Origin of the sequence: Chryseobacterium sp. MYb264 (assembly GCF_035974275.1) — a bacterium.
Classification (GTDB): Bacteria; Bacteroidota; Bacteroidia; order Flavobacteriales; family Weeksellaceae; genus Chryseobacterium.
Genome location: NZ_CP142422.1, coordinates 3,919,882 through 3,946,419, shown reverse-complemented (window position 1 = coordinate 3,946,419; position 26,538 = coordinate 3,919,882). Strand labels below are relative to the sequence as shown.

The 26,538-nt window shown below is 33.8% G+C and carries 27 protein-coding genes and 1 pseudogene; 20 read left to right on the top strand and 8 right to left on the bottom strand.

Features of this window, described 5'->3' with window-relative positions:
- Positions 1-33: 33 nt before the first annotated feature.
- The 7 genes from VUJ46_RS17125 to VUJ46_RS17095 all read right to left on the bottom strand — a co-directional run bounded on the left by VUJ46_RS17125 (position 34) and on the right by VUJ46_RS17095 (position 5,475).
- Positions 34-402, bottom strand: a complete 369-nt coding sequence (locus tag VUJ46_RS17125; RefSeq protein ID WP_326981938.1) for a hypothetical protein — start codon at positions 400-402, stop codon at positions 34-36.
- A 3-nt stretch (positions 403-405) separates the two neighbouring features.
- Complete coding sequence (locus VUJ46_RS17120; protein ID WP_326981937.1) at positions 406-1,080, bottom strand: superoxide dismutase; 675 nt, start codon at positions 1,078-1,080, stop codon at positions 406-408.
- Positions 1,081-1,194: 114 nt separating this feature from the next.
- Positions 1,195-1,875, bottom strand: coding sequence for an SCO family protein (locus VUJ46_RS17115; protein WP_326981936.1), 681 nt, complete (start codon positions 1,873-1,875; stop codon positions 1,195-1,197).
- Positions 1,862-2,137 (bottom strand): YHS domain-containing protein, encoded by a 276-nt coding sequence (locus VUJ46_RS17110; RefSeq protein WP_326981935.1) that lies wholly within the window; start codon positions 2,135-2,137, stop codon positions 1,862-1,864. Before VUJ46_RS17110 ends, VUJ46_RS17115 begins: the two co-directional genes overlap by 14 nt.
- Positions 2,138-2,347: 210 nt before the next feature.
- A complete protein-coding gene (locus VUJ46_RS17105; RefSeq protein WP_326981934.1) occupies positions 2,348-2,710 on the bottom strand; it encodes a hypothetical protein in 363 nt (120 codons plus the stop codon).
- 341 nt (positions 2,711-3,051) lie between these two features.
- Entirely contained in the window at positions 3,052-4,701 is a 1,650-nt protein-coding gene (locus VUJ46_RS17100; RefSeq protein WP_442784957.1) for a heavy metal translocating P-type ATPase, read from the bottom strand.
- 354 nt (positions 4,702-5,055) lie between these two features.
- Positions 5,056-5,475, bottom strand: coding sequence for a Fur family transcriptional regulator (locus tag VUJ46_RS17095; RefSeq protein ID WP_326981932.1), 420 nt, complete (start codon positions 5,473-5,475; stop codon positions 5,056-5,058).
- Between the two features lie 554 nt (positions 5,476-6,029).
- Between VUJ46_RS17095 and VUJ46_RS17090 the strand changes: the two genes are divergently transcribed.
- The 14 genes from VUJ46_RS17090 to VUJ46_RS17025 all read left to right on the top strand — a co-directional run bounded on the left by VUJ46_RS17090 (position 6,030) and on the right by VUJ46_RS17025 (position 21,669).
- Complete coding sequence (locus VUJ46_RS17090; protein WP_326981931.1) at positions 6,030-7,229, top strand: hypothetical protein; 1,200 nt, start codon at positions 6,030-6,032, stop codon at positions 7,227-7,229.
- A 107-nt stretch (positions 7,230-7,336) separates the two neighbouring features.
- Positions 7,337-7,816 carry a hypothetical protein gene (locus tag VUJ46_RS17085; protein WP_326981930.1) on the top strand — a complete coding sequence of 160 codons (480 nt, stop codon included), beginning with the start codon at positions 7,337-7,339 and terminating at the stop codon, positions 7,814-7,816.
- 208 nt (positions 7,817-8,024) lie between these two features.
- Entirely contained in the window at positions 8,025-8,501 is a 477-nt protein-coding gene (locus VUJ46_RS17080; RefSeq protein ID WP_326981929.1) for an SMI1/KNR4 family protein, read from the top strand.
- A gap of 23 nt (positions 8,502-8,524) precedes the next feature.
- The gene (locus VUJ46_RS17075) at positions 8,525-8,776 is read left to right on the top strand and encodes a hypothetical protein (RefSeq protein ID WP_326981928.1); all 252 of its coding nucleotides are present in this window, start codon (positions 8,525-8,527) and stop codon (positions 8,774-8,776) included.
- Positions 8,777-8,869: 93 nt separating this feature from the next.
- Positions 8,870-9,439: a hypothetical protein gene (locus VUJ46_RS17070; protein WP_326981927.1), complete on the top strand. Its 570-nt coding sequence runs from the start codon at positions 8,870-8,872 to the stop codon at positions 9,437-9,439.
- 457 nt (positions 9,440-9,896) lie between these two features.
- The gene (locus VUJ46_RS17065; RefSeq protein WP_326981926.1) at positions 9,897-10,724 is read left to right on the top strand and encodes a cell wall anchor protein; all 828 of its coding nucleotides are present in this window, start codon (positions 9,897-9,899) and stop codon (positions 10,722-10,724) included.
- A 5-nt stretch (positions 10,725-10,729) separates the two neighbouring features.
- Positions 10,730-11,212, top strand: a complete 483-nt coding sequence (locus VUJ46_RS17060) for a hypothetical protein (protein WP_326981925.1) — start codon at positions 10,730-10,732, stop codon at positions 11,210-11,212.
- 135 nt (positions 11,213-11,347) lie between these two features.
- Complete coding sequence (locus VUJ46_RS17055) at positions 11,348-15,700, top strand: SpvB/TcaC N-terminal domain-containing protein (RefSeq protein WP_326981924.1); 4,353 nt, start codon at positions 11,348-11,350, stop codon at positions 15,698-15,700.
- Positions 15,663-18,068, top strand: coding sequence for an RHS repeat domain-containing protein (locus VUJ46_RS17050; RefSeq protein WP_326981923.1), 2,406 nt, complete (start codon positions 15,663-15,665; stop codon positions 18,066-18,068). The genes VUJ46_RS17055 and VUJ46_RS17050 overlap by 38 nt, the downstream gene beginning before the upstream one ends.
- A 9-nt stretch (positions 18,069-18,077) precedes the next feature.
- Entirely contained in the window at positions 18,078-18,605 is a 528-nt protein-coding gene (locus tag VUJ46_RS17045) for a hypothetical protein (RefSeq protein ID WP_326981922.1), read from the top strand.
- Between the two features lie 449 nt (positions 18,606-19,054).
- Positions 19,055-19,453, top strand: a complete 399-nt coding sequence (locus tag VUJ46_RS17040) for a hypothetical protein (RefSeq protein WP_326981921.1) — start codon at positions 19,055-19,057, stop codon at positions 19,451-19,453.
- A complete protein-coding gene (locus VUJ46_RS17035) occupies positions 19,377-20,657 on the top strand; it encodes an RHS repeat-associated core domain-containing protein (RefSeq protein WP_326981920.1) in 1,281 nt (426 codons plus the stop codon). The genes VUJ46_RS17040 and VUJ46_RS17035 overlap by 77 nt, the downstream gene beginning before the upstream one ends.
- 4 nt (positions 20,658-20,661) lie before the next feature.
- A complete protein-coding gene (locus VUJ46_RS17030) occupies positions 20,662-21,048 on the top strand; it encodes a hypothetical protein (protein ID WP_326981919.1) in 387 nt (128 codons plus the stop codon).
- Between the two features lie 381 nt (positions 21,049-21,429).
- The gene (locus VUJ46_RS17025) at positions 21,430-21,669 is read left to right on the top strand and encodes a hypothetical protein (RefSeq protein ID WP_326981918.1); all 240 of its coding nucleotides are present in this window, start codon (positions 21,430-21,432) and stop codon (positions 21,667-21,669) included.
- On the opposite strand, the gene VUJ46_RS17020 is transcribed toward VUJ46_RS17025, so the two are convergent.
- Complete coding sequence (locus VUJ46_RS17020; RefSeq protein WP_326981209.1) at positions 21,666-23,006, bottom strand: IS5 family transposase; 1,341 nt, start codon at positions 23,004-23,006, stop codon at positions 21,666-21,668. The genes VUJ46_RS17025 and VUJ46_RS17020 overlap by 4 nt on opposite strands.
- 70 nt (positions 23,007-23,076) lie before the next feature.
- Between VUJ46_RS17020 and VUJ46_RS17015 the strand changes: the two genes are divergently transcribed.
- The 6 genes and pseudogenes from VUJ46_RS17015 (at position 23,077) to VUJ46_RS16995 (ending at position 26,478) form a co-directional block, all read left to right on the top strand.
- A complete protein-coding gene (locus VUJ46_RS17015) occupies positions 23,077-23,745 on the top strand; it encodes an RHS repeat domain-containing protein (protein ID WP_326981917.1) in 669 nt (222 codons plus the stop codon).
- Positions 23,746-23,806: 61 nt separating this feature from the next.
- Positions 23,807-24,490 (top strand): hypothetical protein, encoded by a 684-nt coding sequence (locus VUJ46_RS17010; protein ID WP_326981916.1) that lies wholly within the window; start codon positions 23,807-23,809, stop codon positions 24,488-24,490.
- Positions 24,491-24,496: 6 nt separating this feature from the next.
- Positions 24,497-25,108, top strand: a complete 612-nt coding sequence (locus VUJ46_RS17005) for a hypothetical protein (RefSeq protein WP_326981915.1) — start codon at positions 24,497-24,499, stop codon at positions 25,106-25,108.
- A gap of 94 nt (positions 25,109-25,202) precedes the next feature.
- Positions 25,203-25,457 (top strand): CPCC family cysteine-rich protein, encoded by a 255-nt coding sequence (locus tag VUJ46_RS17000; RefSeq protein ID WP_326981914.1) that lies wholly within the window; start codon positions 25,203-25,205, stop codon positions 25,455-25,457.
- Between the two features lie 395 nt (positions 25,458-25,852).
- Positions 25,853-26,218, top strand: a pseudogene (locus tag VUJ46_RS23010) (colicin E3/pyocin S6 family cytotoxin); the annotation flags it as partial.
- Positions 26,215-26,478 (top strand): DUF7683 domain-containing protein, encoded by a 264-nt coding sequence (locus tag VUJ46_RS16995; RefSeq protein ID WP_326981913.1) that lies wholly within the window; start codon positions 26,215-26,217, stop codon positions 26,476-26,478. The pseudogene VUJ46_RS23010 and the gene VUJ46_RS16995, both read left to right, overlap by 4 nt.
- Positions 26,479-26,538 lie beyond the last annotated feature (60 nt).

Sequence of the window (26,538 nt, the reverse complement as noted above, 5' to 3'; positions counted from 1 at the left end):
AAGGGGATCGCCCAAAAAGATTGTGATATTATTCTAAAAAACAGGAGGTCTGAAAATGTGTTTCAGAAAAAGAAAAGAATACGCCGAATGGTAAATAAAAGTGACTTTTGTAAAGTCCGGCTTTTCGGTTGCCGTGATATTGGCAATGGCAGGCAAAAGGTAGATATCGAGTAATTTCTGACCTGAATTTTTTGCTTTGTTTACTGGTGAAGAATCGCTGTCATTGGCTTTTGCGAGTTCTTTCCCGAGGTAACATTTTCCGTTACAGTGAAGTTCGGGTTTGTTTTTGTTGATACATAAAACTTCCGAAATATAGGTATAATTTACAGCATATTCCGCCAATGGCATCAGGGGTCTGAATACCACAAATAAGGTGAGGAATATGCTGCAAATAAAGTTCATGAATTATTTTTTAGTGATCGCTTCTTCGTATCTTCTGCTGATCTCTTTCCAGTTGGTTACGTTCCAGATGGCGGTTAAATAATCTGCTCTTTTATTCTGGTATTTCAGATAATAGGCATGTTCCCAAACATCGATCCCGAAAATGGGCGTTCCTTTTTCTTCTACCACATCCATCAACGGATTATCCTGATTAGCTGTCGACGAAACAAATAGTTTCCCGCTTTTATCTACAGAAAGCCATGCCCAACCTGAGCCAAAACGATCGGCGCCTGCTTTTGCCATTTTTGCTTTAAAAGCATCCATACTTCCGAACGCATCGGTAATTGCTTTCGCCAATTTTGCGGAAGGCTGCGTATTTTTTACCGGCGTAAGAACCGTCCAGAACAATTCGTGATTGTAATGTCCACCCGCATTGTTTCTTACTGCAGCAGGTAGTTTTGAAGCATTCGACATGATCTCGAATAAGGTTTGCTTTTCCTGTGGAGTTCCGGCAATGGCTTTATTCAGATTGGCAACATAAGCCGCGGCATGCTTTGAATAATGGATCTCCATGGTCTCGGCATCGATATTTCCTTCTAACGCATTGTACGCGTACGGCAAAGGCGTTTGTTTGAATTGCGCAAATGCAAATTGCGCCGCAAAAACTGCACTTAAAGCAGCTATTTTCAAAATCTTCATAACGTTTTGTTTTTATGGTTTATATTTTGGCGGGAAGTTGGGAATTGGAGGCTGGAAGTTTATTACTATTGTATTTTAATAACTTCCATCTTCCTGCATCCATCTTCCGACCCCTTATTTCAATAATTTCTTAATATCCTCTATCAGCAATTCTCTGTCGGGATGATATTTTCCTGTCAGCGTCGGATTTTTACCTTCCGCATCAGAATAATTTAACCCTGAATAATACAGAATCGGCATATTTTCTTTATTAAACCGACAACGCAGATTCCCGTCCTGATCTACCAATGCGATCATTCCGCTGTGGTTGAGGTTTTCGCTTTCGTCTTCCTTATCACCCACATAAATATCAAACTGATCCGCAAGGTTCCCGATATATGCTCTGTCGCCCGTCAGAAAATGCCAGTTCGGAGATTTTGCTCCAATCTTTTTTGCATGTTCTTTAAGCAGCACCGGCGTATCATTTTCAGGATCGATGCTGATGGAGATAATTCCAAAATTTGGATCGTTGATTTCGTCTTCTATCGCCCGCATATTGGTGTTCATCACCGGACAAATAGTCGGGCATTTGCTAAAGAAAAACTCTACCAGATATACTTTTCCAAGCATATCTTTATTGGTAATCTTTTTATTGTTCTGATCCGTCAGTTCAAAATCCGGAACTTTCATGATCGTATAAAGATTCTTTTTAAAATATCCCATTCCTACGCCAATAATTAAAAAAAGCAACGCCATCACCGCGATCGGAATAATCAACTTGCGCTTGGTATTGTTCTGCTTTTTAGTTTTTGACATACTTTTCAGGATTTTTCTTGAATTCGTCTTTACAGTAAGCACTGCAAAAACCGTACGTTTTATTTTTGTACACCGCTGTATCTTTCATGTCGGGCTCTGTCGGCATATGACAAATGGGGTCTACCGCATTGGCAAATTTTACCGTTTTTACATTTTGCTTGGAAACAGCAGTTTTACTTTTATGCTTTACTTTAGGTGTTTCCTGGGCACACGCCATTAATGAAACCGACAAAAATGCCGTTAAAATAAGTTTTGATTTCATTTTAAATTAAATTGAAATTAATGATGATTTTGAATAAAAATGAATTGATATTTTAAACTAAACTTAATATTGATCTTATTTTTAAACACACAATGCTCGCAAAGTTTTTTGGTCAACTTGATGTTGTTATGTTCGCAATGGCGTTAACACTCAGCAAATGACAGCTAAATTCACTTCAATATTAAACTATAAAATTAGTTTAAATAGATTTTAGGACAAAGGAGGATGGAATATTCGGTTGAAATATTCGGAAACAAAGAAGTGTTCTTTAAATGAATTGGGATGTTTTTCCGGAACTTCCGTTTGAATTTTAGTTGAAAAAGAAAGAATTTCATTCGACAAAAAAACATCCAGACCTGCAATTTTTATATTTTGGGTATTGTTGGATTGCTTTTCACTTTTTGCGAGTTCTTTTTCTACATAACATTTCCCTTTACAGGTCGACTGAGGTATATTTCTGTTTTCGCAAAGGTTTTTTACGATGTAGTCGTAATTAACCGCATAATTTATCAATGGCAATACGGGACGTAGTGCGATCGTAAAAATGACGAATATGGAAATGAAAAACTTCAACAATGAATTTTGTAGTACAAATATACTACTGAAAATTGTTTTTCATGTTAATTTATGATGAAAGTCATTTTTAGTTGGTGGATTTTGGTTGATAGATGAAAGAAGTTTAATGATGTTTAAGTTTTTCTCTCGCAGATTTTGCAGATGCCGCAGATTTTAGTTTAATAATCTGCTGAATTTGCTTGATCGGCAAGAGAATCTTGTTCTTGTCCATTTTTTATTTCCCACAGATAACACAGATTTACACAGATGTTTATTTTTTTTCGTAGATTTTGGAGATGGCAAAGATTTTTAGTTTAATAATCTGCTGAATTTGCTTGATCTGCGAGAGAAAAATATAATTAAAACTTCATTCTCTGAATTCGTACGGCATTTAAGATCGCTAATAATGCCACGCCAACATCTGCGAAAACGGCTTCCCACATGGTCGCCAATCCTCCGGCGCCGAGCGCTAAAACGACTGCTTTGATTCCGAATGCGAGAATAATATTTTGCCACACAATTTTTTTCGTTTGTTTCCCGATATTGATTGCCATTGGAATTTTACCCGGCTGGTCATCCTGAATCACAACATCGGCGGTTTCAATGGTGGCATCGCTTCCCAATCCGCCCATCGCAATTCCGACATCGCTTAACGCAACAACCGGAGCATCATTTACCCCATCCCCTACAAAAGCTACGGTTTGATTTTTTGCTTTCACCTCTTTTACTTTGTTCACCTTATCTTCCGGAAGCAGATCGCCATATGCATTTTGAATTCCTAATTTTTCTGCAACATGGTATACAACGGAAGATTTGTCGCCACTCAGCATGGTGGTATTGACGTGCAATGCTTTTAATTTTTTTATGGTTATTTCGGCATCCGGTTTAATGGAATCTGCGATCGTTAAATAGCCTACAAATTTTTGATCGTAAGCGACAGCAATCAAGGTATACACCATATTCTCAGTATTAATGTCATAATTGATGTTGAACTTATCCATCAACTTGAAATTTCCTACTAATAACCGTTGTCCATTAATTGTTGCCTTTAAACCATGACCAGCAATTTCCTCAACATTTTCCAATGGCAAAGAATGATCAATTTCGCCAACGTATTCATGGATTGCGGTGGCCACAGGATGCGAACTTTTACTTTCCAGCGCGTTGATGAATTTTAAAATTTCATCTCTATTGAATTCATTGCTGAAATTTACTTCCTGAACTTTAAAAACACCTTCCGTCATGGTTCCGGTTTTATCCATTACGACATTTTGAATATCGGCTAAAACGTCCAGAAAATTACTTCCTTTAAATAAGATTCCGTTTCGGCTTCCTGCTCCGATTCCACCGAAATAACCTAAAGGAATGGAAATCACCAAGGCACAAGGACATGAAATCACCAAGAATACCAATGCTCTGTACAACCAATCTCTAAATTCGTAATTCGGAACAAAAAAGTAAGGTAAAAAGGTAATTCCAATCGCTAAGAAAACCACAATCGGGGTATATATTTTGGCAAATTTTCTGATAAAAAGTTCGGTAGGTGCTTTTTGAGCAGTGGCATTCTGAACCATTTCTAAGATTTTGCTCAGTTTGCTGTCTTTGTAAGCGGTGGTTACTTTTACCAGACTTACGGTATTCAGATTGATCATTCCCGCAAGAACAATTTCTCCTTTTATCTTCGTATCGGGTTTACTTTCCCCGGTTAAAGCAGCTGTGTTGAATGATGCATTTTCAGATAACAATTCGCCATCCAATCCTAGTTTCTCTCCTGATTTTAACTGAATAATTTCGCCGATATTTACTTTTTCAGCCTTAACTGTCTGTGGTTTACCGTCTTTTATAACGGTAACCTCATCGGGACGCTGATCGAGTAAAGATTTGATATTGGTTTTTGCTCTGGTAACCGCCATTGCCTGAAAAACTTCACCAACAGAATAGAAAAGCATCACCGCGACACCCTCCGGATACTCGCCGATAGCAAAAGCCCCGACGGTTGCGATCCCCATCAAAAAAAATTCAGAAAAAACATCCCCATTTTTAATGCTTTCAAAAGCTTCTTTTAAAACGGGTAATCCCACCGGAATGTAAGCCACAAGATACCAAACCAGACGGATCCAGCCGGTAAACCAATCGGGTTTTATATATTGATCTAATGCGATACCTACCAACAACAAAACAAAGGAAATCATTGCAGGAAGGAACATCTGAAATGTAGATTGATCTCCTAAATCATGCGAATGCCCGTGATCATGATCGTGACCTTCGTGGTTGTGGTCGTGTTGTTTTTTAGGTTTTGTACTGCAACATTCTTCCATAACTTAAATATTTTACTCAAAGTTAAGGCGAAACCCAATGCAATACTATTGCAAACTTTCGAGACAGTTTTCGCAAATTCCTTTTGCAAAAAGTCTGATTTCATCAATCCTGAAATTGGTCTGAATATTTTCAGGAACCGAAATATCTTCTTTACACGTCGTCTGTTTGCAGATTTTACAGTAGAAATGAAGATGCCAGTCTTTATGGGTACTTTCGTCGCATCCATCGTGGCAAAGTTTATATTTCGTCGTGGTATTCTCCTGAATTCCGTGAACAATCCCTTTTTCTTCGAACGTTTTTAACGTTCTGTAAATTGTGGTTCGGTCTGCATTTTCAAAGTGATTCTCAATTTCAGACAAAGATAACGCCGCTTCCTGAGAACTTAGAAAATCATACACCAAAATCCGCATGCTGGTGGGTTTTGTATTTTTATCAATCAGTTTATTTTCGATGTCTGCTTTCATGTTGTAAGGAATTTGGTTGAGTAAAGGTAGGTGTTTTTAGTGACGCTCTTTATTCTCTTAATATAAAATTATTAGAGCCCGTTTATTAAATCCCACTAGCTTTAAGTCGATTCAAATTAGAGTTTGTCATTAATATTCTAGTATTTTGAAATGGATTTTATACTACTTTATTGTAAATTCGGCAGGTAAAAGCTAAAAAAGGGAGTGAAAAAAATACACTCAAAAGAAGCTTATAATGAAAAAAAAGGGTTTTATACTTATTAAACAGGCTTAGTAATTGAAAAATAATATTTCTAAAAAATCTCTTGGTGGGGAAGGTAAAATTTTATATTTTCACACCATAAAAACACAAATATCTATGTTCATCTTAACTCTTCTAGACTTTTCCGTTAATTTTAAAATCCTGGTTTACAATCTTTTAAATTTAAATAGCTAGGGATTAAAACATATACTTGTCACCATTAGAAGTTTTTCCTATGAAACAGAGATAAATTTGATTTTAAGTCAGATTCTGATTAAGAATATTTAAACAACAAAATAAAAACAACAAAGAAATGAAAAAAATTGTATGTCTTGCGAGCCTACTGATGGCCAGTGCTACCCTTGCCCAATCCTGGAATCTTACAGGAAATGCCGGAACGAATGTTTCGACTCATTTTATCGGAACAACCGATAACCAGCCTTTAATTTTTAAAACTAATAATGGAGAAAAATTAAGAATTACCTCTGGAAACCGGTTTATATTTCAGGGGATTACTGATTCCGGTGTGATCTGGGATAAAAACTTATTTTTCGGCGGCGGTTCAGAAAATGGTACAGGTAAAGGCAATACGGTCTTCGGATTTGGATCCATGACATCAAATACAACAGGAAACTATAATACAGCATTTGGTTTAAATTCTCTAGTAGCCAATAGTACAGGAAATATGAACACCGGAATTGGAATTAATGCTTTATTTAGCAATACTTCAGGAATTCAAAATGTTGCAATTGGGCACAATGCATTAAACAGATCAACGACCGGAAACCTTAATACAAGTCTAGGATTTAATACCTTACACGGAGGAGGCACTTCCACGATGACCGGAGATAATAACACGGGTATTGGAGGAATGGCTCTACAGGGACTTTGGGCAGGTTCGTCCAACAACACGGTGGTAGGAGCAAAGTCATTTATAAGGCTAAGAAACGGAAATAATAATATTGCGATTGGATACAATAATGTTTCCATAGACCTACTTAATGCAAGTAACAATATTTATATTGGAAACAATATAGAGCCTGTTAATTCCGCTCCTAATCATGAACTGAATATCGGAAACTGGATTTTTGGTAATAATGGCACGATCGGCATCGGAACTTTCTCTAATCCTATTCCTGCAAACGGAGTTAGCCAGGATGGTGAAAAATACAAGCTATTTGTAAAGGACGGAATCAAAACAGAAAAAGTAAAAGTAGATGTAGCTTCCGCGAACGGATGGGCAGATTATGTTTTCAAAAAAGATTATCAGCTCAATACTTTAGAAAATGTAGAAAAACATATTTTAGAAAAAGGACATCTACCTAACATTCCATCTGCTGATGAAGTTGTTAAAAACGGAATTAATTTGGGTGAGATGGATGCCAAGCTTTTAGAAAAAATTGAAGAGCTTACCCTTTATTCAATTGAACAGAATAAACAGTTAAAATCCCAGTCTGAAGAAATTAAGGAGCTGAAAAAACAAGTTCAACAGCTTATTTCTAACCAAAGATAACCGTTAAAGGAGGTCTTTCCTGTATTGAGGATTTCCAGGATGAACATGGAGATAAAAAAATTGAAGGCCGAATAAATGAATGTATTTTTGTTACTTATTAAGATATTATGGTAAATAAAAAATGCTGCTCAATAATTTGGTCTTTATTATTTTCATTACTTTTATTTTCTTGTAATGAAAATAAAAAGTTAAATAATCATGCTACATTTGGATTTAAAAACTTAAATAGCAGCTATGATTCTAAAACAAATACTTTCACAAGAAGATATGGAGATGGAGATTCCATTCAGGTCAAAATTACGTTAACAACAGAAGAAAAAGAAAAAATACAACATACTTTTTTTGAAAATAATTTTCAAAATCTCCCCACTACAATCAATTGTACAAGCTGGGGAGTTCATCCTAAAATTTATGATTGTATTTTTTTTGATGGTTCTATTGTTCAATACATACATAATAGTCATAATAAAAAGTGGCTTTGTCCTAGCGGGAAAAAATTTGATAAAATAAATGCGGTACTCCAGGATATTATTTTAAATAAACCTGAGATTAAAGAATTACAACCTTCCGGAATTGCTTATGAATAATCTCTTAAGTGATTTCATCTCTAAAAACAATCGATTTCGAGAACTTTATGAATATTAATGGTTATCAGCTTTATTTACGGTGAAAATAAAGCTGAAATGTATTTATATTTTCTTTAATTATTTAAGCTAAAAACTTAGGCTTCATTATTATAATTTTAGCCGAGCTCCAAAATAATAAAACATTGGATAAAAAAATATTAAATAATCTATGTCTAAATTAGAGCAACTTAAAAAAAAATGGAGTAATGAAGGCATTACAAAAAATTCTGCTATTAATAGAAATGCCATAGAAATATTTGAAAGAGATAATAGTATTATTTTACCTAATGATCTTAAAGAATATTTCAAATTATTAAATGGAACTTTCAATCAGAGTACAGATGAGCTGTACGAATTCTATTCTATTGAAAATGTTAGAAAAGTTTCCGATGAATTTAGTGATTGGCAAGGAATACCTAATTATCGTTTACTTTTAAATTTAGAAAAGATTAAAGATCTTTTTGTATTTGCTAATTATAGTTTTAATCTTTTCTCATATGCAATTAGACTCAGCTCAGAACAGTTAGATGAAAATGAAATTTATGTACTTTGTGGAGGAAATTATAAAAAAATAGCAAATAATTTTTTTGATTTTCTTGATTTATATATTGATAACTCCATTGAGCTACAACTAAATGAAGTATAAAATTAGATAATTAAAACAAAACAATGAAAGTTAAAATAACAATTCAAAACTGCAGTGATGAAGATATGAATATCACGAAAGAGCCTGAAGCCTTAGAGGCATTTATTAAACCTAATGATGAAATAAAAGTGGAGACCAATGAAGAGGAAGAAAACATTTATATAAATGTGGGTAAAAATGATGATGGAACTATTTACATTCAAATTTGGGATGCTCTAAAAACACAATACAAAATTTACCACCAAGGCAAAAATATGTTTGAAGATTACTTATAAACAGTCATCAACTGCTTATTATTTGGATATGTATTATTTTTAACTAAATTATCATGTATCACCGATTATCAAAAGACTTATTACTAAAATTTTATGATTGAATTTAGTACTAAAGTAAATGAACTTCTTCCCTACAACAGAAAACAGTATATAGCATTAAAAAAATGGTATGGAGTTTCATTTCAATTACCCGATGTTTTTGAAGGAAAAGATATTGGTTTAGACATATATCTTACAGCCTATGAAGATTGGTTTAAAAACATCATCAATCACCTCGACAACGAATCTCAATGGATTGTAAATCATGATTTCAAAGATGAAGAGTGGTTTCCCAATAAACAGAATAATTTGAATGGTTTACGAGCCTTATTTAAGGAAAATAATATTCCAACTGGATTTATAGGTGCTTTAATTTTCACTCAAGACGATTTATTGAAATACTCAAAGGATCTAATTTCTTATCCTTATTCTGTATTCAATAAAAAAGAATTATTATATAATAATTTAGATATTTCTCTAAGCAATCAGCCATTTGTAATCAAAATATCAGGACATTTGAATATCGATTTATTAAGCACAGATAAAGAATTATTAAAAAAAATTGTTAATTCTGATGCCTCGGAGAATTTTATTTTAAAAGAATATAGAGCAACTAATCTATAGCCAGATTCATATTTTTAAAAATGCTATCAAGTATCTTTATTATTTTTAACTAAAAAAAGCCACCGCAAAAAACGACATATTATAATTATATTAAAGGGAAAGGAAGCTAGTATAAAAATCTGAGACACTCTCCCAAAAATCTCTGTATAAGATAATACCGTAACAATATCTAATAAGAACTCTATTTTACAATCGAACTCCGTTTAATAAATAAATCATACAATCTCTTGTTGATGAATTTTTAAATTTATAATTTCGCGGCTTGTTACGGAGACCCTAAAAGCCTCTCTATTCTATTAAATTTTCTTTATCTAAAAATAAACTAATACTTACTATAAACTTTAATAACTATCACCCATCTAGGGATTCATACAATGAATATGAGTCTTACGTATTAGTATTATAATTTGCTCGACATAACACAATATACTCTATAAAATATAAAAAAATATATCACATGAAAAAACTTCTATGCATTATTAGTATACTATCTGCCAGTATTACATTTGCTCAATCTTGGAATCTAACTGGGAATTCAGGAATCAATTCATCCACACAATTTTTGGGTACTACAGGTCTTCAAAATTTAGTATTTAAGACCAATAATATTGAAAGAATGAGCATCAGTTCTGCAGGAAAGACTAGCATCAAACAGATATCTGATATAGATCTTTCTCTAGAAACATTTGGTCGTTTACAATTTAATCTCAATACAACTTCTGACGGTATACAAATTAATAATGCCAAACAAATGTCAACAGGATCAGATCTAGTATGGATCACATCATCCTATCAGCCCAATGAATCCGGATTATTCAGTATTTCCACACCGCCATCTGCCAGCGATTGGTCTAAACCCGTATTATCAGTAAGATCAAGTGGCAAAATTTTTATGGGTGTAAGATTAAACTTCACTCCTAATTGCAGTGACTGCAATGAATATAGACTATTTGTTCAAGACGGTATAAGAGCAGAGAAGGTCAAAGTAGATCTAGCTTCCGCGAATGGGTGGGCAGATTATGTTTTCAAAAAAGATTATAAGCTTAATACATTGGAAGATGTAGAAAAACATATTCAGGAAAAAGGTCATTTACCCAATATTCCATCTGCTACAGAGGTCGTAAAAAACGGGATCAATCTGGGAGAAATGGATGCTAAGCTTTTGGAAAAAATAGAAGAATTGACTCTCTATTCTATCGAACAGAATAAACAGCTAAAATCTCAATCACAAGAGATTCAGGAATTAAAAAAACAAGTTCAACAACTTATTTCCAATCAAAAATAACACAGATGAAAAGAAAAATACTTTCAATATTTTCTTTATTGATTGGTTTTCTCGGATTTTCACAAACTGAAGTTTACTTCAAATATGACGAAGCAGGAAACCAACGATATCGGGGAACGAACACTAATGAGAAAAAAGCACCTGATTTAATTAAACAGCTTGAAGAAGCCAAAAAAGAAGAGCCAAAAACTATTCTTGCAACCAATAGTGCTATTGATGAAAAAACATTCTGGAAGCAGATAAGATTATATCCTATTCCTGTAAATGATTTTCTTACCATAGACTGGACGGATGAGGTAGATGGTTTGATTGAATCTGTTTCTCTTTATCAACACAGTACAGCTCACTGGAAATTTCAACAACAAAATCTTCCCGAATTGAATAAACATCTTAAAATAGATATGTCTGGTTATTACTGGGGCGTATATATTGTACATTTTACCCTGAAAGACGGAAGAGTTTTCAGCAAAAATATTACCAAACGATAAACTAATACCTATACAACAATGAAAATATTTTTATCATTCATCCTGTCAATGGGATCGGTATTCGGTTTTTCACAAACGATACTCTACCAGCAGGAAAGTACCTCACGGACTGTTCAGGATCCGCAAACGGTGATCATGACTCCCGGATTTACTGCCAAATCAAATGTTTCCAATCCTTTTGTCGCTAAGATAGGTCCAGGAACAGAAAATCCTGGCGGAGGACCTACTGACTCGAATGCGGGAGCTAATAATCCGACAGGAACTACTGCTCCCTCAGGGAAAAGCTTTCATGATACGAAAGGAAATATTGAGGTGAATGGAGCGGGACAGTTGCAGTTTACTTTACCAATTGCTTTGCCACCAGGAATAAAAGATATAGCCCCACAGATAGACTTGGTATATACAAGCGGATCATCTAATGGGATTGCTGGCTATGGTTGGAATATCTCCGGAATCACATCAATTTCGAGAATAGGAAAAAATATTGAAAAGGATGGAGAAATAAAAGGAGTACAATTGGATTATTCTGATTATTACAGTTTTAATGGACAAAGATTAATTTTAAAATCAGGAGAATATGGACAAGACGGAGCCGAATATATTACAGAAAAATATTCTAATATAAAAATTAAATCAATCGGTTCTTTACAGGGTTTTTCAGTACAAAATATCAATGGTCCTAAATTTTGGAAAGTTACCTTTGAAGATGGTTCGCAGGCTTGGTATGGTGCAACAGATTCAAATGTAGAATTCAGCCCAGGACGTACCCCTTTGGAATATAATATAATCAAATGGCGTAATGCCCAAGGAAATGATATTACCTATGTATATTCTCAAAGTAATAATGTTTCTACTATCTCATCTATTTTATGGGGTAGCAATGATGCTATACAACAACTTCCCTTTAATAGAATAGATTTTAATTATGCAGAAAGAAATTTAGCTGAACAATCTTATGTAAATGGAACTAAGTTTATACAAAATAAAATTCTTTCAGAAATTAAAATAAGTTCAAATGAAAATCCTGTTAGAAGATATGGCCTAGATTATATTCAGGAGGCAAATGGTAATAAATATCAGTTTGTAAAACAAATTACCGAATATAATTCAGCAAATGAAGCGGCAAATCCTATTACTTTTGATTATGAAACATCAACGAGAAGCCAAGACTTTTCAGAATCAAAAAGTTCCTCTTTAGAATCAGGATTATTGGGAGATTTTGATGGTGATGGAGCTATAGACGCACTTGAATATCGAGATCAACAATTCCGTATTTGTGAAAGCTTTACTCCTGGATTTAATGGTGGAACTTGTATTAATCCGACTTATAAACCTGCTGGTCTTTATATTATTAAAAAAGCTTTAGATACAACAAGTGATGAGCTTACTTTTGTAGGTACACTAGATACTACAAAGGAAGAATTTAAAAAAGCTCTGCCTATTTCTTTTAAAAGTACATCTGGAGTTGTAGAAAACAAACAAGGTTTTGCATATTATAAACAAATAACCAATACTACTTCTGGCAAAAAGGATATCCAGTTATTTGTATATTCTATAGGTGACAACAATCAACTCGAATACCAGTATACTAAAGTTATTCCTAATTCTATTTATGATAATACAACACCAGATTTAGATCCGTTAGAAGGTGGCTATAGTGTAAAAACAACACCTCTTAAACTTACTGAAATGGATTTAGATGGTGATGGACTTTCTGAATTGCTTTTAGGTTTAAATGATGATGAACATATAAAAATTCTAAAGCCACAAGATCCTCACGGACCAATAGGTATACCTGAATTTGATGAAACGTTCAGTAATAAGAAAAGGTATCTTGTTATTAATATGGATAATACCGTTAGCGAAGCGCAATCGTATTCGCAAATGTCTTTTTATCCTTATAATACAGATATTTTTGAAACATATAAAATTGGAGATTTTGATGGAGATGGAAAAACTGATTTATTAAGATTCGATTCAGGAAACCGTCCATTTATAATACAATTCTACAAAGATTCTAATAATTTATTTTCAAATATAGAAAGAGGTTTTTATTTAAATGATAATTCAATCAAAGGGATATCAAAAGGAGCAGTTGTAGGTGACTTTAATGGAGATGGAAGAAGTGATTTACTAGTTCCTTCAGCCGGAACTACCTCTGATTGGTATCTATATCAGTCAACAGGAAAATCATTTATTGAAGAGTTTAAAGCTAACTTTGCATTATATCGTCAAGAACCTTATTTCAATTCTAATAGCGATGGTACGGCTACTCTTGAGAGAACTAGCCATCAAACATATGATCTAAATAAGGACGGAAAAAGCGACTTTGTTACCTTCAATTTCAGAAAGGAGAGAGTTAAGATGAATAACTCTCCTACAATCCGGAATATTTACTATTACAACACTATTGATATTAAAATATCTTCCGGAGAAAATAAATTCAACAATGATATTCGTTATTCCTTTAATGAAGGGCCTCTAAATGATAGTAATGGGTTTATAAATGAGCCTACGAGTAATTTTAATCAAAGAATGAGATTTGATTTTCAGGAACTTTTAGGTAGCTTTAGGATTAATAAATCATTACATCAGCTTATTCTTGTTGCTCCTTTTGCTGACAGAAGTTCACCAGGTGATAGAGTAAAGAAGATAAGCTTTTATGACATTTCTAAAGAAGCACGTATAAATGCAATTAATCAAGGAGGTCTAAAAACAGAAATAGAATACAAAGAGCTAGACCCATTAATAAATCCTACTTTTTATTTGCCTACAAAAAAAGAACATTACCCTTACATTGAATTTAATCGAGTAGGACAAACATTTGCTGTTTCTCAACTAAAGAGCTCTGGTTTAAAACAAGATTTTCGATATAGAGGTTTAATAGCTCACTTAAAAGGAAAAGGAGGATTAGGATTTCGTCAAATTGCTCGTTCCTCATTATATGCAGAAGGATTTGAGAATACTCAGATTTGGTCAGGAACAGAGGTAGATCCATCACAAGAAAATATGCCTATAAAAGAATGGAGCATCAGAACCCATGACGAATCTAAAGTTTTCCCAACAGATATTTCTGAAAATAATTCTGAACTTTTAAGTTTCAAATCTACAATTTATCAAATTGACAAAATTGTTAATGGGCAAGTTACTACCGACATTATAAATTCTGATAAGTCTAAAATTATAACAGCAACTATTCCTAAAAGTACCAAAATAAAAGACTTTTTAACTAACGTCATCACAAACGAAAATATAACCTATGGACAATATTATTTCCCTGCACAAAGTATAATTAATACCAATAGTGGTTATGGTATTCAAACCCGAACCTTTGAATATTCCCATAATCCTTCAGGAATTGGTAGTAATTATTTTATTGGTCGCCTTCAATCTACAACTAATATCACCCAAGCCTATGGAGATACTAAATCTACTAAAGAAGAGTATAATTATGAGAATAATCTGTTAAAAACTCTGAAAACATGGAACAGAGATAATACAGGTTTTCTTATGGAAACTTATAATTATGATATTTTCGGAAATATCACTCAGAAAGTGATTAGTAACAGTATTGATGGACAAACCCAAACTACAAAAGCTGAATACGAAACTCAAGGTAGATTCGCAATAAAGCAAATTGATAATTTAAATCTAATTACACAGATTGAATACAATGCTTTAGGACAAATTATTAAACAGACAGATCCTATAGCTAACACTGTAAATAATACATATGATGGATGGGGTAAACTTTTTTCTTCGAAAACTAATATAGGAGGAACAACAACCTATCAGTATCATAGAGATGACAATGCAAATATTACAGTTACGCAATATAATCCTGATGGAAACATTTCTAAAAAATACATCAATAAGCTTGGACAAAATTATAAAATCTCTACTAAAAATTTTGGGCAAGGACAATTTGTTTCAAAAGAAACAACATATGATGTATTAGGACGAAAACTAAAAGAATCAGAACCTTATTTTGAAGGTCAAAGTGCCAGCCAGTGGAATACCTTTACGTATAATGATACGGTATTTCCTACACAGGTAACATCCACAATATTTACAGGTAAGCAAATAAAAACTTCTACAACAGGTTTAACCACAAGCGTACAAGAACTAAATGGGTATGCAAGAACAACATCTCAGACCACAGATGCTCTTGGAAATACTATTGCTTCAACTGACAAAGGAGGAACAATACAGTTCAAATATAACGCAACAGGAGAGCAAATTCAGGCAAAATATGAAGAGAATATTGTTACTACCAAATATGATTCTTGGGGAAGAAAATCAGAATTTAATGATCCTTCTAATGGGCTATATAAATATGAATATGATTCCTTTGGACAACCTAAGAAAATAATTAGCCCTAAAGGAACTAAAGAGTATACATATAATACATTAGGACAGCTTATATCCCAAAAAGAGTTTTCAACGACAGATGGGGGGAAATTCTACAAACAAAACCCTATCTTATAGTTATGACAATTTAGGCAGAGTTGTTTCAAGATCTGGAACTTCAAATGGCAAATCTTATGGTTCTAATGTAGTATACGATTCTCAGGGAAGAATATTATCTTCATCTGAAAATAGTAATGGTAAATATTTTATACAAAAAGGAACAGCATACGATGATAAAGCAAGGATAATTTCTTATGAAAAGCAGCTTTATTCTGCGGGAACTTTAACTAAAGTACAGATAGAAAACTTATATAGTCCCTGGAATGGCGAACTGTATCAAGTAAAAGATAAAAATTCTGGGAAAATTCTGTGGGAGTTAAAAGAAACCGACGCTAAAGGAGCGGTACTCAAAGCAAAGCTGGGAGCAACAGAAATAAACAATATTTATGATACCAATGGTTATTTAACAAATGTTAATCATTCATCACAGGTAAAGCCATCAATTCTTCAATTGTCTTATTCGTTTGATGCAATTAAAAATGAATTAAAAAGCAGAACAACAGGAGGAGATTTTAATATTGTTGAGTCTTTTGATTATGATGATAATAATAGGTTAATAAACTGGACCAATCCTGTAACTGGGATCAAACCTTCCGGCAATAGAAATATCTATGATATAAAAGGAAGAATTATTCAGAATGACCAAGTGGGAACAATGAAGTATGAAAATTCTTCTAAGATCTACCAGCCAACGGGCATGACTTTAAATACAGTAGGAACTCAAAATTATAATAATGATTTAATACAAAGCATTGTTTATAATGAAAACAACGATCCCGTATTTATTGATGGTGAAAAAGGAGATGTTGCTTTTCAATACGGACTGACCTCAATGCGTCAAAGAGTAACATACGGAGGTAATTTCAGTACAGATGGAGAAGGCAAATTCACTAAATTCTATAGCGAAGACGGAAGCTTTGAAGTCGTAAAAGACAATACGACTGGCCAAGAGAAACATATTATCTATATTGGTGGTACGCCTTATGAAAGCAATATTGTATATTTGAAAAGCTTTAATGAGAATAACGGTTCTTATAAATTTTTACATAAAGATTATCTAGGAACTCTTCTCGCTATTAGTGATGAAGCAGGAAATAAATTAGAACAAAGGCATTTTGATGCATGGGGTAATTTTACTCATCTTCAAATAGGAAACGGAGCAATCATTACCGATAAAGATGTCATGCTGAGCCTGTCAAAGGATCTCATTATAGACAGGGGCTACACCAGCCATGAACACTTCGGAGAAGTAGGAATCATCCACATGAACGGAAGGCTATATGATCCATTATTAAGAAGATTCTTAAGTGCTGATGAGAATATACAGGATCCATTCAATACCCAGATATATAATAAATATGGGTATGTGATGAATAATCCGTTAATATATGCTGACCCCAATGGGGAGTTTGTATGGATAATTGTAGGAGCCGTAATTGGAGCTTATGTTACAGGGGTTAAAGCTAATAATGGTTCTTGGGATCCTACAAAATGGAATTGGAAAGGTACTTGGACCCAAATTGCTGCAGGTGCTGCAATTGGAGCCATCAGTGGTGGAATTGCTGCCGAAGCAGGTGCCGCCGCTTTGGCTGCCAGCAACGTAACAGGCGGCTTTTTAGGTGGAGTAATAGCTGGTGGAGTCGGTGGTGCGGCTGGTGGTGCCGTCTCTGGTGCAATGACCGCTGGATTATTTGGGGAAAATATTGCAGAAGGTGCATTAATGGGCGCCACAACAGGTTTGATTAGTGGTGCAATTCTTGGGGGAGCTGCAGGAGCCGTTAAGCAAATATCCACCAATATCAAAGCTTCAGACATAAGTGCTAAGGGAAATATTTGGACAGGAAATTCAATTGCAGAAGGAAGAAGCCCATGGGCATTTAATAATTCTCCAAAAACAACTACTGTTGGAACAACACCAAAAGTTAGTTCATCTGGAAAGGTAGGAGTTTTAAATGTAGAAAAAATGGACGGTGAAATTCAGATAGGAACTAGTCTTGAAGGTGAGCAAGCAGGAGCTTCTATTTATAAAGCAGATCAAAATCTTGCTAAAATACCGCAAGAAGAAATATTAGTACGCCATCACACCTCTTATAAAAATCTAAAATTAATTAAGAAAAGTGGATTTCTTAACCCTTCGAGAGGTGAACCATTTGGAGTAGATGTAGAAGTAGCTCCTTTTGTAAATGCTAGTAAAGCGGATTTTGGTCAGTTCAATAAAGGATCATATATTGAATTTTACGCTCCTAAAAGCCAATTAGGAGTACCACCAACTTACCTAAAAGGAGGTAATGGAAATGTTGGAAGAATTTATACGGAAGGGCTAAAGCCTTTTGATCTAAAAGGAACCGATCCTAAATTTGTTAGATGGAATTGGTTAGGATTTTAAATAAAAAAAATGAAAAATATTAAAATAAAATATAATCAGTTATTATTTTTATATGCTTATTTAAGATTAATTGATCTTTCATTAGACAGAAGTAAATGGACGAATTGGAAAGAGTTTCAAGATTACTTTAAAAATATTCCTGCACCTTCTTCAGTAGCCCAATACGTTTTAAATAGTTTTAAATTGCCTGAAATAGATTTTAATAACTTTAGTTTTTTTCCTGAAGAAAAACTTTGGACTAATAGATTAAGAGCAATCTTTTCTAAGACTTTATATTATAGAGAAGATGATATTCTTTATTGTTATAAGCTTTTGTATGATTTTAATAGCTTGCTTAACTCTGATAATGAAAATTATCACTTAGGTATTGAAAAGTTAAGATTAAATATTGCCAGATATTATTCACGAGTTTTGGGAAGAATGATCTTATGGAAAGACTTAGATAGGCTTATGTCAATTGAACATTTTTTTCAGAATGAGCATTTTGAACACTTGAGCTTAAGTGAGGTTATTCCAGATGACTTTTACAAAACATAATTTATATGTTTTACATAAAGAGGCTGTCCAAAATTTTAGGGCAGTCTCTTTTTTTGTCCTACTAAAAAAAAGCCACCGCAAAAAAAACGATGGCTTCCCTTTTAAGAAATTAAAAAACTAATACTATAAATTCGGATTATTCTCCACTTCCTTCTGCGGAATCGTAAACAAATAATACCTGCTATTCGGAGCAAAAGAAGACTGATCAGGAAAAGCATATATCGTGTGCCCTCTTCCGGCTACAGTTTTTACCGTTCCATCGGCCGTGATGACTTATAATTGGATTGATAATCCAAGATTTATCATACATCAGAAATAACTTTGAACTCGCTGGGAACACAAAATTATAGTAATACTTTAATCCAAAGCATTATAGATCACGAAACAATGACCCTATATTTATTGATGGTGAAAAAGGAGATGTTGCTTTCCGATACGGACTAACCCCAATGCGTCAAAGAGTAACATACGGAGGTAATTTCAGTACAGATGGAGAAGGCAAATTCACCAAATTTTATAGTGAAGATGGGAGCTATGAAGTCGTTAAAGATAATATAACCGGAAAAGAAAAGCATGTGATTTATATTGGAGGAACCCCATATGAATCAAATATTGTCTACTTAAAAAACTTTACAGAGAGCAGTGGTTCTTACAAATTTTTATATAAAGACTATTTAGGTAGTATTTTAGCCATTAGTGATGAAGCAGGAAATAAATTAGAGCAAAGACATTTTGATGCTTGGGATTTGTGGATAATGTGGCGAAAGTCCTGTGGACTTTCAGCATGGAGAAATAAGCTTCGGAAAATGTCATCTTCAGCTCGCAAGCGGAGCAATTATTACAGATAAAAATACTATCGATAATGCTTCGTTATTATTAGAAAGAGGATATATCAGCCATGAACATTTTGCCGAAATAGGTATTATCCACATGAATGGAAGATTGTATGATCCTTTGCTGAGAAGGTTCTTAAATGCAGATGAAAATATACAAGACCCCAACAATACTCAGAATTACAATAAGTATGGTTATGTAATGAATAACCCTCTGATGTTTAATGACCCGAGTGGGGAGTTTATTGTAGAATCGGCATTATTATCAGCGGTAATTATTGGAGCTATGGTAGCTTCCTTCAGCTATACAGTAATGACATCAATTACGGGTAAAGATTGGAATTTAGGTTCATTCTTAAAATCAACATTATTTGGAGCTGCGTCTGCAGCTGTAACATACGGCATAGGAAGTGTTTTTGTCACCTCAGCAGGTACTGCCACACAGCTTGCCACAGAGATTGGTAAATTAGGTACAATTTTTGCTCAAGGTACGGCACATGCTTTAGCACAAGGAGTAATGTCTTTAATGCAAGGAGAAAACTTCGGAAGTGCTTTTGTTTCAGGATTTTTAGGAAGTATTGGGGCTGTTGCTTTTAGTTCTGTTGCTGGGAAATTTGCAAATAGCACAGTTGGTATTATTTCTTCTGGCGCTATTTTGGGAGGAATTGGTTCAGAACTTACAGGAGGAAACTTCTGGAAAGGAGCTGTTATTGGCGGAGTTGTAGCTGGATTGAATCATTTGATGCATCAGATAGATGATCCGCTTAGTGACAAATCTACACAAACACCCCAACAACAAAAAGATCCTTGGGATTTAAATGGAGATGGTAAGATAAGTTTAAATGAAGCGAATAATTGGTATAGAGAGGGAAAAGGGCAAGCAATAACATTGGATGCTAGTAAAATAGATTTAGATTTTGTTGACACATCTAAATGGATAAAAGGAAAAACCTATCCAATACAAACTTTGACAAAATCTGCAGAAGGGAGGGTATTAGGGCAAATTACCGTAAAGTATTTGGGAAATAATCAGGTGAGTATTTTTTCAGATACCTATAATTTTGAACAGCATGGAAATTATTTTGATCATACTTTTAGAAATGTTGCTAATTCAATAGGAAGGTGGGTCGCTGGCGAAGGCTCTGAATATCAAATAAATTTTAAAGGAATAAACACAATAAGTCCTCCCAAAGCTCAACCAACAAGAATGTACCCTTAATAATATGAAAAAATATAGTTTAATACCAATTATAATTTTAGCTTTAATCATAGGTTTTCTAATATCTATTAATTATAACTTATCTGACTTTACTGAAGAAGGATCAGCGAACTATTCTTTTGTTTTTGAAGGAGGAAATCAAAATAGGATAATGAAAGATAATGAGCTAATCGTTGATAGTGGCGCAGTAGATTTTAAATATAATGATAACTATGTTGCTTTCTCTGTAGATACTACTTATAGTAATAAGCCACAAGAAATAAGTAAATCAAATCTAAAGTATTATTTATATGATATTAAAAAAGATATTTTAAATAAAGAAATTAATATTTACGAATTCAGAAATTTAATAAAAGAAAAATCTTTAGAAGATATAGATATTACTAAATAAGTAAACTTTACCAGTGATTTTGCGAATGGAGCATCTGTATTTAATGACGTTGCAGGTAGTTTTGCAAAAAGTGCAGTAGGGGTTATTGCTTCTGGTGCTCTTTTAGGTAGTGTTAGCTCCGAATTTACAGGTGGTAACTTTTGGCAGGGAGTAGCAATTGGTGGAGTTGTTGCTGGATTGAATCATGTGACGCATCAGATAGATGATCCGCTTAGTGACATATCTTTTATTAAGTTTAAACGGAAGCTAGTACTAGCTTCCGTTTTTATTTATTTTATAAATTCGGATTATTCTCCACTTCCTTCTGCGGAATCGTAAACAGACCCTATATTTATTGATGGTGAAAAAGGAGATGTTGCATTCCAATATGGTATGTCTAGTATGAGACAGCGCGTTACCTACGGAGGCAATTTCAATTCAGAAGCAGAAGGTAAATTCACTAAGTATTATAGCGAAGACGGAAGCTATGAAATCGTAAGAGATAATACCACCGAAAAGGAAAAACATGTCATCTATATTGGAGGAACACCATATGAATCAAATATTGTATATTTGAAAAACTTTGAGGAGAGCAGTGGTTCTTACAAATTTTTACATAAAGATTACTTAGTCGCTCCTTAAAAAGCTGTTTTTTGACTTTGAAAATTATATTTGCCTAAAAAGATTCGGAGAACAAGTTCGAGCCAAAGAAGAATTTGTTGTTTGATTTGATTCAATCTCATCTTCAAATTGTATCCAATCCCTGCTAATAATGCATTATTAATATCTCCAGCCACTCCTTTCAGGAAGTTTAATCCTAAGGAGTGGTTTCTTTTTAAATGAGAGATACAAGGTTCTATGGCTGCTCTTGCCCGGAATCTTAATCTGGCTACTTGTTGCCCATATTTTGTTTTTTCTTTTTTTGCGGGAAGCAAAATTGCTGTTCCTTCCACTTCTTTGATTCCTTTAAATCCTCTGTCTGTAGTGGCTTTCGTAGGTCTTGTTCCGCCAACGGATTTTCTTACCCTCTCACTCTGTGCCAATGATTCTTCAAGAGTTTTACTATCGTGAGGATTGCCAGAAAATCTCTTTACCGAGCTGATGATCCCTGTTTTCCGACCTCTTACTACTGCTACTTTTGTCCCAAACTCGTATGCTTTTCCCGATTTTCCTTTCGCAATACACGCAACTTGTGGCTCGTGAAGACTGTAAATTTTATCTTTCGTGGTACGTTCTTGGGTGAGTGCTTTAAGGTAAATTTTAAAAACGTCTTCGTAGCCTTTCAAAACATCTTTAGGAAGTTTTCTTTCCAATTCCCGAAGAACTCTTTTACCAATCGTCCTGAGCTTTTTCCTCGCCATTTTTGCCTTCTTCTGTCTTCTGGGATGATGTCCAAAAAAAGCGTCCCGCAATAATTGTTTGCTCACTCTTCTGTAGCTTTGTCTTTGTACAACGCTCTCTTTTTCTGCTATTTTTCTACAATTGTCGATTACTTTTTTTGCTAATTTGGCATCGGTAGGAAAGGTAATGTTCTTCTCCTGAACCGTCGTATCTACCTGAACTTCATCTTCTGTTTTGGCTTTGGGATGGAGAGAAACGCTTTGTCCCAAAAGAAATTCCAAACCCTTATCTCCAATTCTTTTTCTGAAGTGTACAAAATTGCTCGGATCGAAAGGCTGCTCTGTCTGGAAAAAGGTTTCTCCGGTAAAATATTGCCAATACGCATTCTCAATCCATCTCTCTATTACACTTTCATCACTTTCTTTAAACATTTCCTTGAGCAAAAGCATTCCTGCTATTTTACGGATAGCAATAGAAGGTCTTCCGTTTTCTGAAAATAATTTCTCAAACTCTGACTCCATTTTATCCCAGGAAATCTCCCCAGCTAATTTTACCACCGGATGCTCCATATTAATAAGCTCCGTAAGCCTGGTCTTGAATAAATTCTGCTGTAAATCCTCTCTTATTTTGCCTAACATTTTGCCACTTTTTATATCCTAAAAATACAATTTATTGCAATTTTTTACAACGATTTTTTACGAAATATAAGTGCATAAAACTGATAATCAAAATATTACTTGGTTTTTAAGGAATGACTACTTAGGTAGTATTTTAGCCATTAGTGATGAAGCCGGAAATAAGCTGGAACAAAGGCATTTTGATGCTTGGGGTAATTTCACTCATCTTCAGATAGGAAATGGTCCTGTTATAACGGATAAAAATATTATTAATAATTCTTCGTTATTAATAGAAAGAGGATATACTAGCCATGAACATTTTGGTGAAGTTGGAATTATTCACATGAATGGTAGATTGTACGATCCGCTGTTAAGAAGATTCCTCAATGCGGATGAAAATATACAGGATCCTACCAATACCCAGAATTATAATAAGTATGGATATGTATTAAACAATCCATTGATGTTTAATGATCCGAGTGGGGAATTTTTCATTGGACCAATCACAGCATTAATTATGGCCGCTATTAGTTATACTGCAACCGTTTGGATATCACACCAGAAATTTAATGTACTTAATCTATTCTCTACTGTTGTCATATCTATGATAAGCGCAGGAATATCAAATGTCATAGGACAAATATTTTCCACTGCTGCAGCAAGTATAGGTAATGAAGCATTACGAAGTGTTGCTCACGCGGCAGTACAGGGCACATTAAGCTTTATGCAGGGAGGTAATTTTCTAACAGGAGCTGCCTAGCGGATTTTTAGCTAGTTTTGGGGCTTATGGATATAGTCAAATTGGAGCTGTAGCTAATAGTTTGGTAGGCCAAGAGTTATTCGGAATGTTTTCCGGTGGTATAGGTTCTGCTCTTACGGGAGGTAATTTCTGGGAAGGTGTGAAGATAGGCGCCATTGTGACTTTATTTAATCATATAACACATAGAATAGAGACCAATAATAAAATACGAAATAGAATTAATAAATATTACAATGACAAATCTGTAGCAGATAGCCCTGTAAGGGAAGGTTTTTTAAATGATCTATCAAAAATTTTCCCAGAAATTTATGAACTTAGTGCGAAAAATTTTGCGATTGCAAATGAACAAAACTTAAGTCAATATAATGAAAGTACAGGAGATGATTATGTACTTCAAGGGAACAAATTGCTAAGTGATGGAGGCACTGGTGAAGCTGTAAATGGCATAACATCTATGGCAGATGGAAGAGTTTTAATCTCTCCATATAGAATGAGGACAGCATTGGGCTTTGCTGCAACTTGGTATCATGAAGGAATACATTCACTCCATTTTGCCACAGGTATGTTTAAAGCATGGAACGCAAGATATGGAGCCGCAGAAGCTTCAAGAATAACTGAATTTTACGCTCACAGTATGACAGATGGAATATCGGGAGTGAGTATGAAGTCCTCCTATGCATTCAGTAGCAGGTACTATCCATCAATATATATACAATCACTACCTTCACTATTTTTAAGACCATAAGATAATATGAAAAAGATAGCATTAACTATATTCACTATTATAAGTATTTCAAAATCAGAAAACTACAATCTTCACATAATAACAAAAAGTATTGAAAATCAATATTTAAAAGTTAGAATTAAAAATAATGGTAAAAAAACATTAATTTTTTACAGTGGATTATTCCAGACTGATTTTAAAATAGTAGATCATGATGGTAAAGAAAATATGGGAGAAGTAACAAGTTTATATTCCGGTGAAGATTATTTAGACTATCAATTCGACTATAGTGAAAGTTTAATAGATAACACGATGAAAAAATATTCTATCTCTTTTCGTGAAGCTATAGAATATTTACATTACAAAAATAAATACATATTGATTCCATCGAATTGTGCCAAAGATGTTGACTTACCAATCATTAATAATAACAGCACAATGAAATATAAATTAGATTCTACAAAGTCTTACTTTTTATCTGCCTCTACAACATTTTCTGCAGAATACATTCCTCAATATGTAAAAGATTCATTAATCTCTGAAAATATAGAAATTATAACTCCTAAAATTAATTCCTGTAAAATAAACGTTAATATAAATAAGTTTTTTAGAAAATATAAGGATCATTATATTAAATAATGAAAGGCAATCTTTTTACTACTCTATGATATGCTAAAATTTATTTTTAAATCACTCTTACATACTAAATAAGTTATTATTTATAAACAATTATATGGAAACTAAAAAATATAGTAAATTTTCATGCCCATGTTGCGGATATCACACTCTTGAGTACAAGGCTGATAATACGTTTCAAATATGTCCGGTATGTTATTGGGAAGATGATGGAGTACAACTTCATGATATTGATTATGCTGGTGGAGCAAATAATGTAAGCTTAAGAGAGGCAAAAATCAATTTTAAGAAGTATGGAGCGATAGAAGAGCAATTTATAGAATTCGTTCGAGCTCCTCTAAAGGATGAATAATACTATATAAAAAAGGCTGTCCTCAAATTAGGAGAGCCTTTTTTAAAATTTAAAAAACTAATATTATAAATTCGGATTATTCTCCACTTCCTTCTGCGGAATCGTAAACAAATAATACCTGCTATTCGGAGCAAAAGAAGACTGATCAGGAAAAGCATATATAGTGTGCCCTCTTCCGGCAACATTTTTCACTGTTCCGTCGGCCGTGATGACTTATAATTGGATTGATGATCCAATATTTATCATACACCGGAAATAACTTTGAACTCGCTGGGAACACAAAATTATAGTAATACTTTAATCCAAAGCATTATAGATCACGAAACAATGACCCTGACAATAATAAAAAAGGAGATAGTGCTAGAGATACTCGCCATCATAAACCTGCTCCAAAAGATTTAAAAGGATTCCCAGGGGCAAGAAGAGTTCCTAATAAAGGTAGCGGGCGAACAAGATGGAAAAATCCTGATGGAAAAATATTAGAATGGGATAAACAACATGGAGATGTTGAAATTTATAATAAGAAGGGAACACATTTAGGCTCTGGAGACCCAAATACAGGAGAAATTTATAAAGATCCTGTCCCTGGAAGAACGATTGATCCATTTATCAAAACTGGAGTTGGCGTCGGGTTAATATATGGAGGTCTAAAACTTTTAGATTGGGCAGCAAGTAGAGTTACACCTTTTTTGATGACCCCAATAATGCAAATGCAAATGAATCAACAACCAATTTATCAAAATCAAAGGATAGAATTATGAAACTAGTAAGAGTTATTGAAGAATTTAGTAAAAAAGAAGAAATTCTTCATAGGGAATATAAATTAGAGATTACATCAACACAACTACTGACTGAATTAGATGATTTAATTCTTAACGACGAGGATTATGAGGACGAAATCTATGACCAGTATAATTTGACCGAACAACAGGTTCAAAAATTAAAACCTTTTTTAAAAGAATTTCTAAAAGAAAATTTTGAAAAATATACTTATGAGCTAGGTTGTTATGAAGAAGAATAAATAATTAAATCCCCCACCTATAATAAGTGGGGGATTAATTTCATTAAATTTGTTATAAGT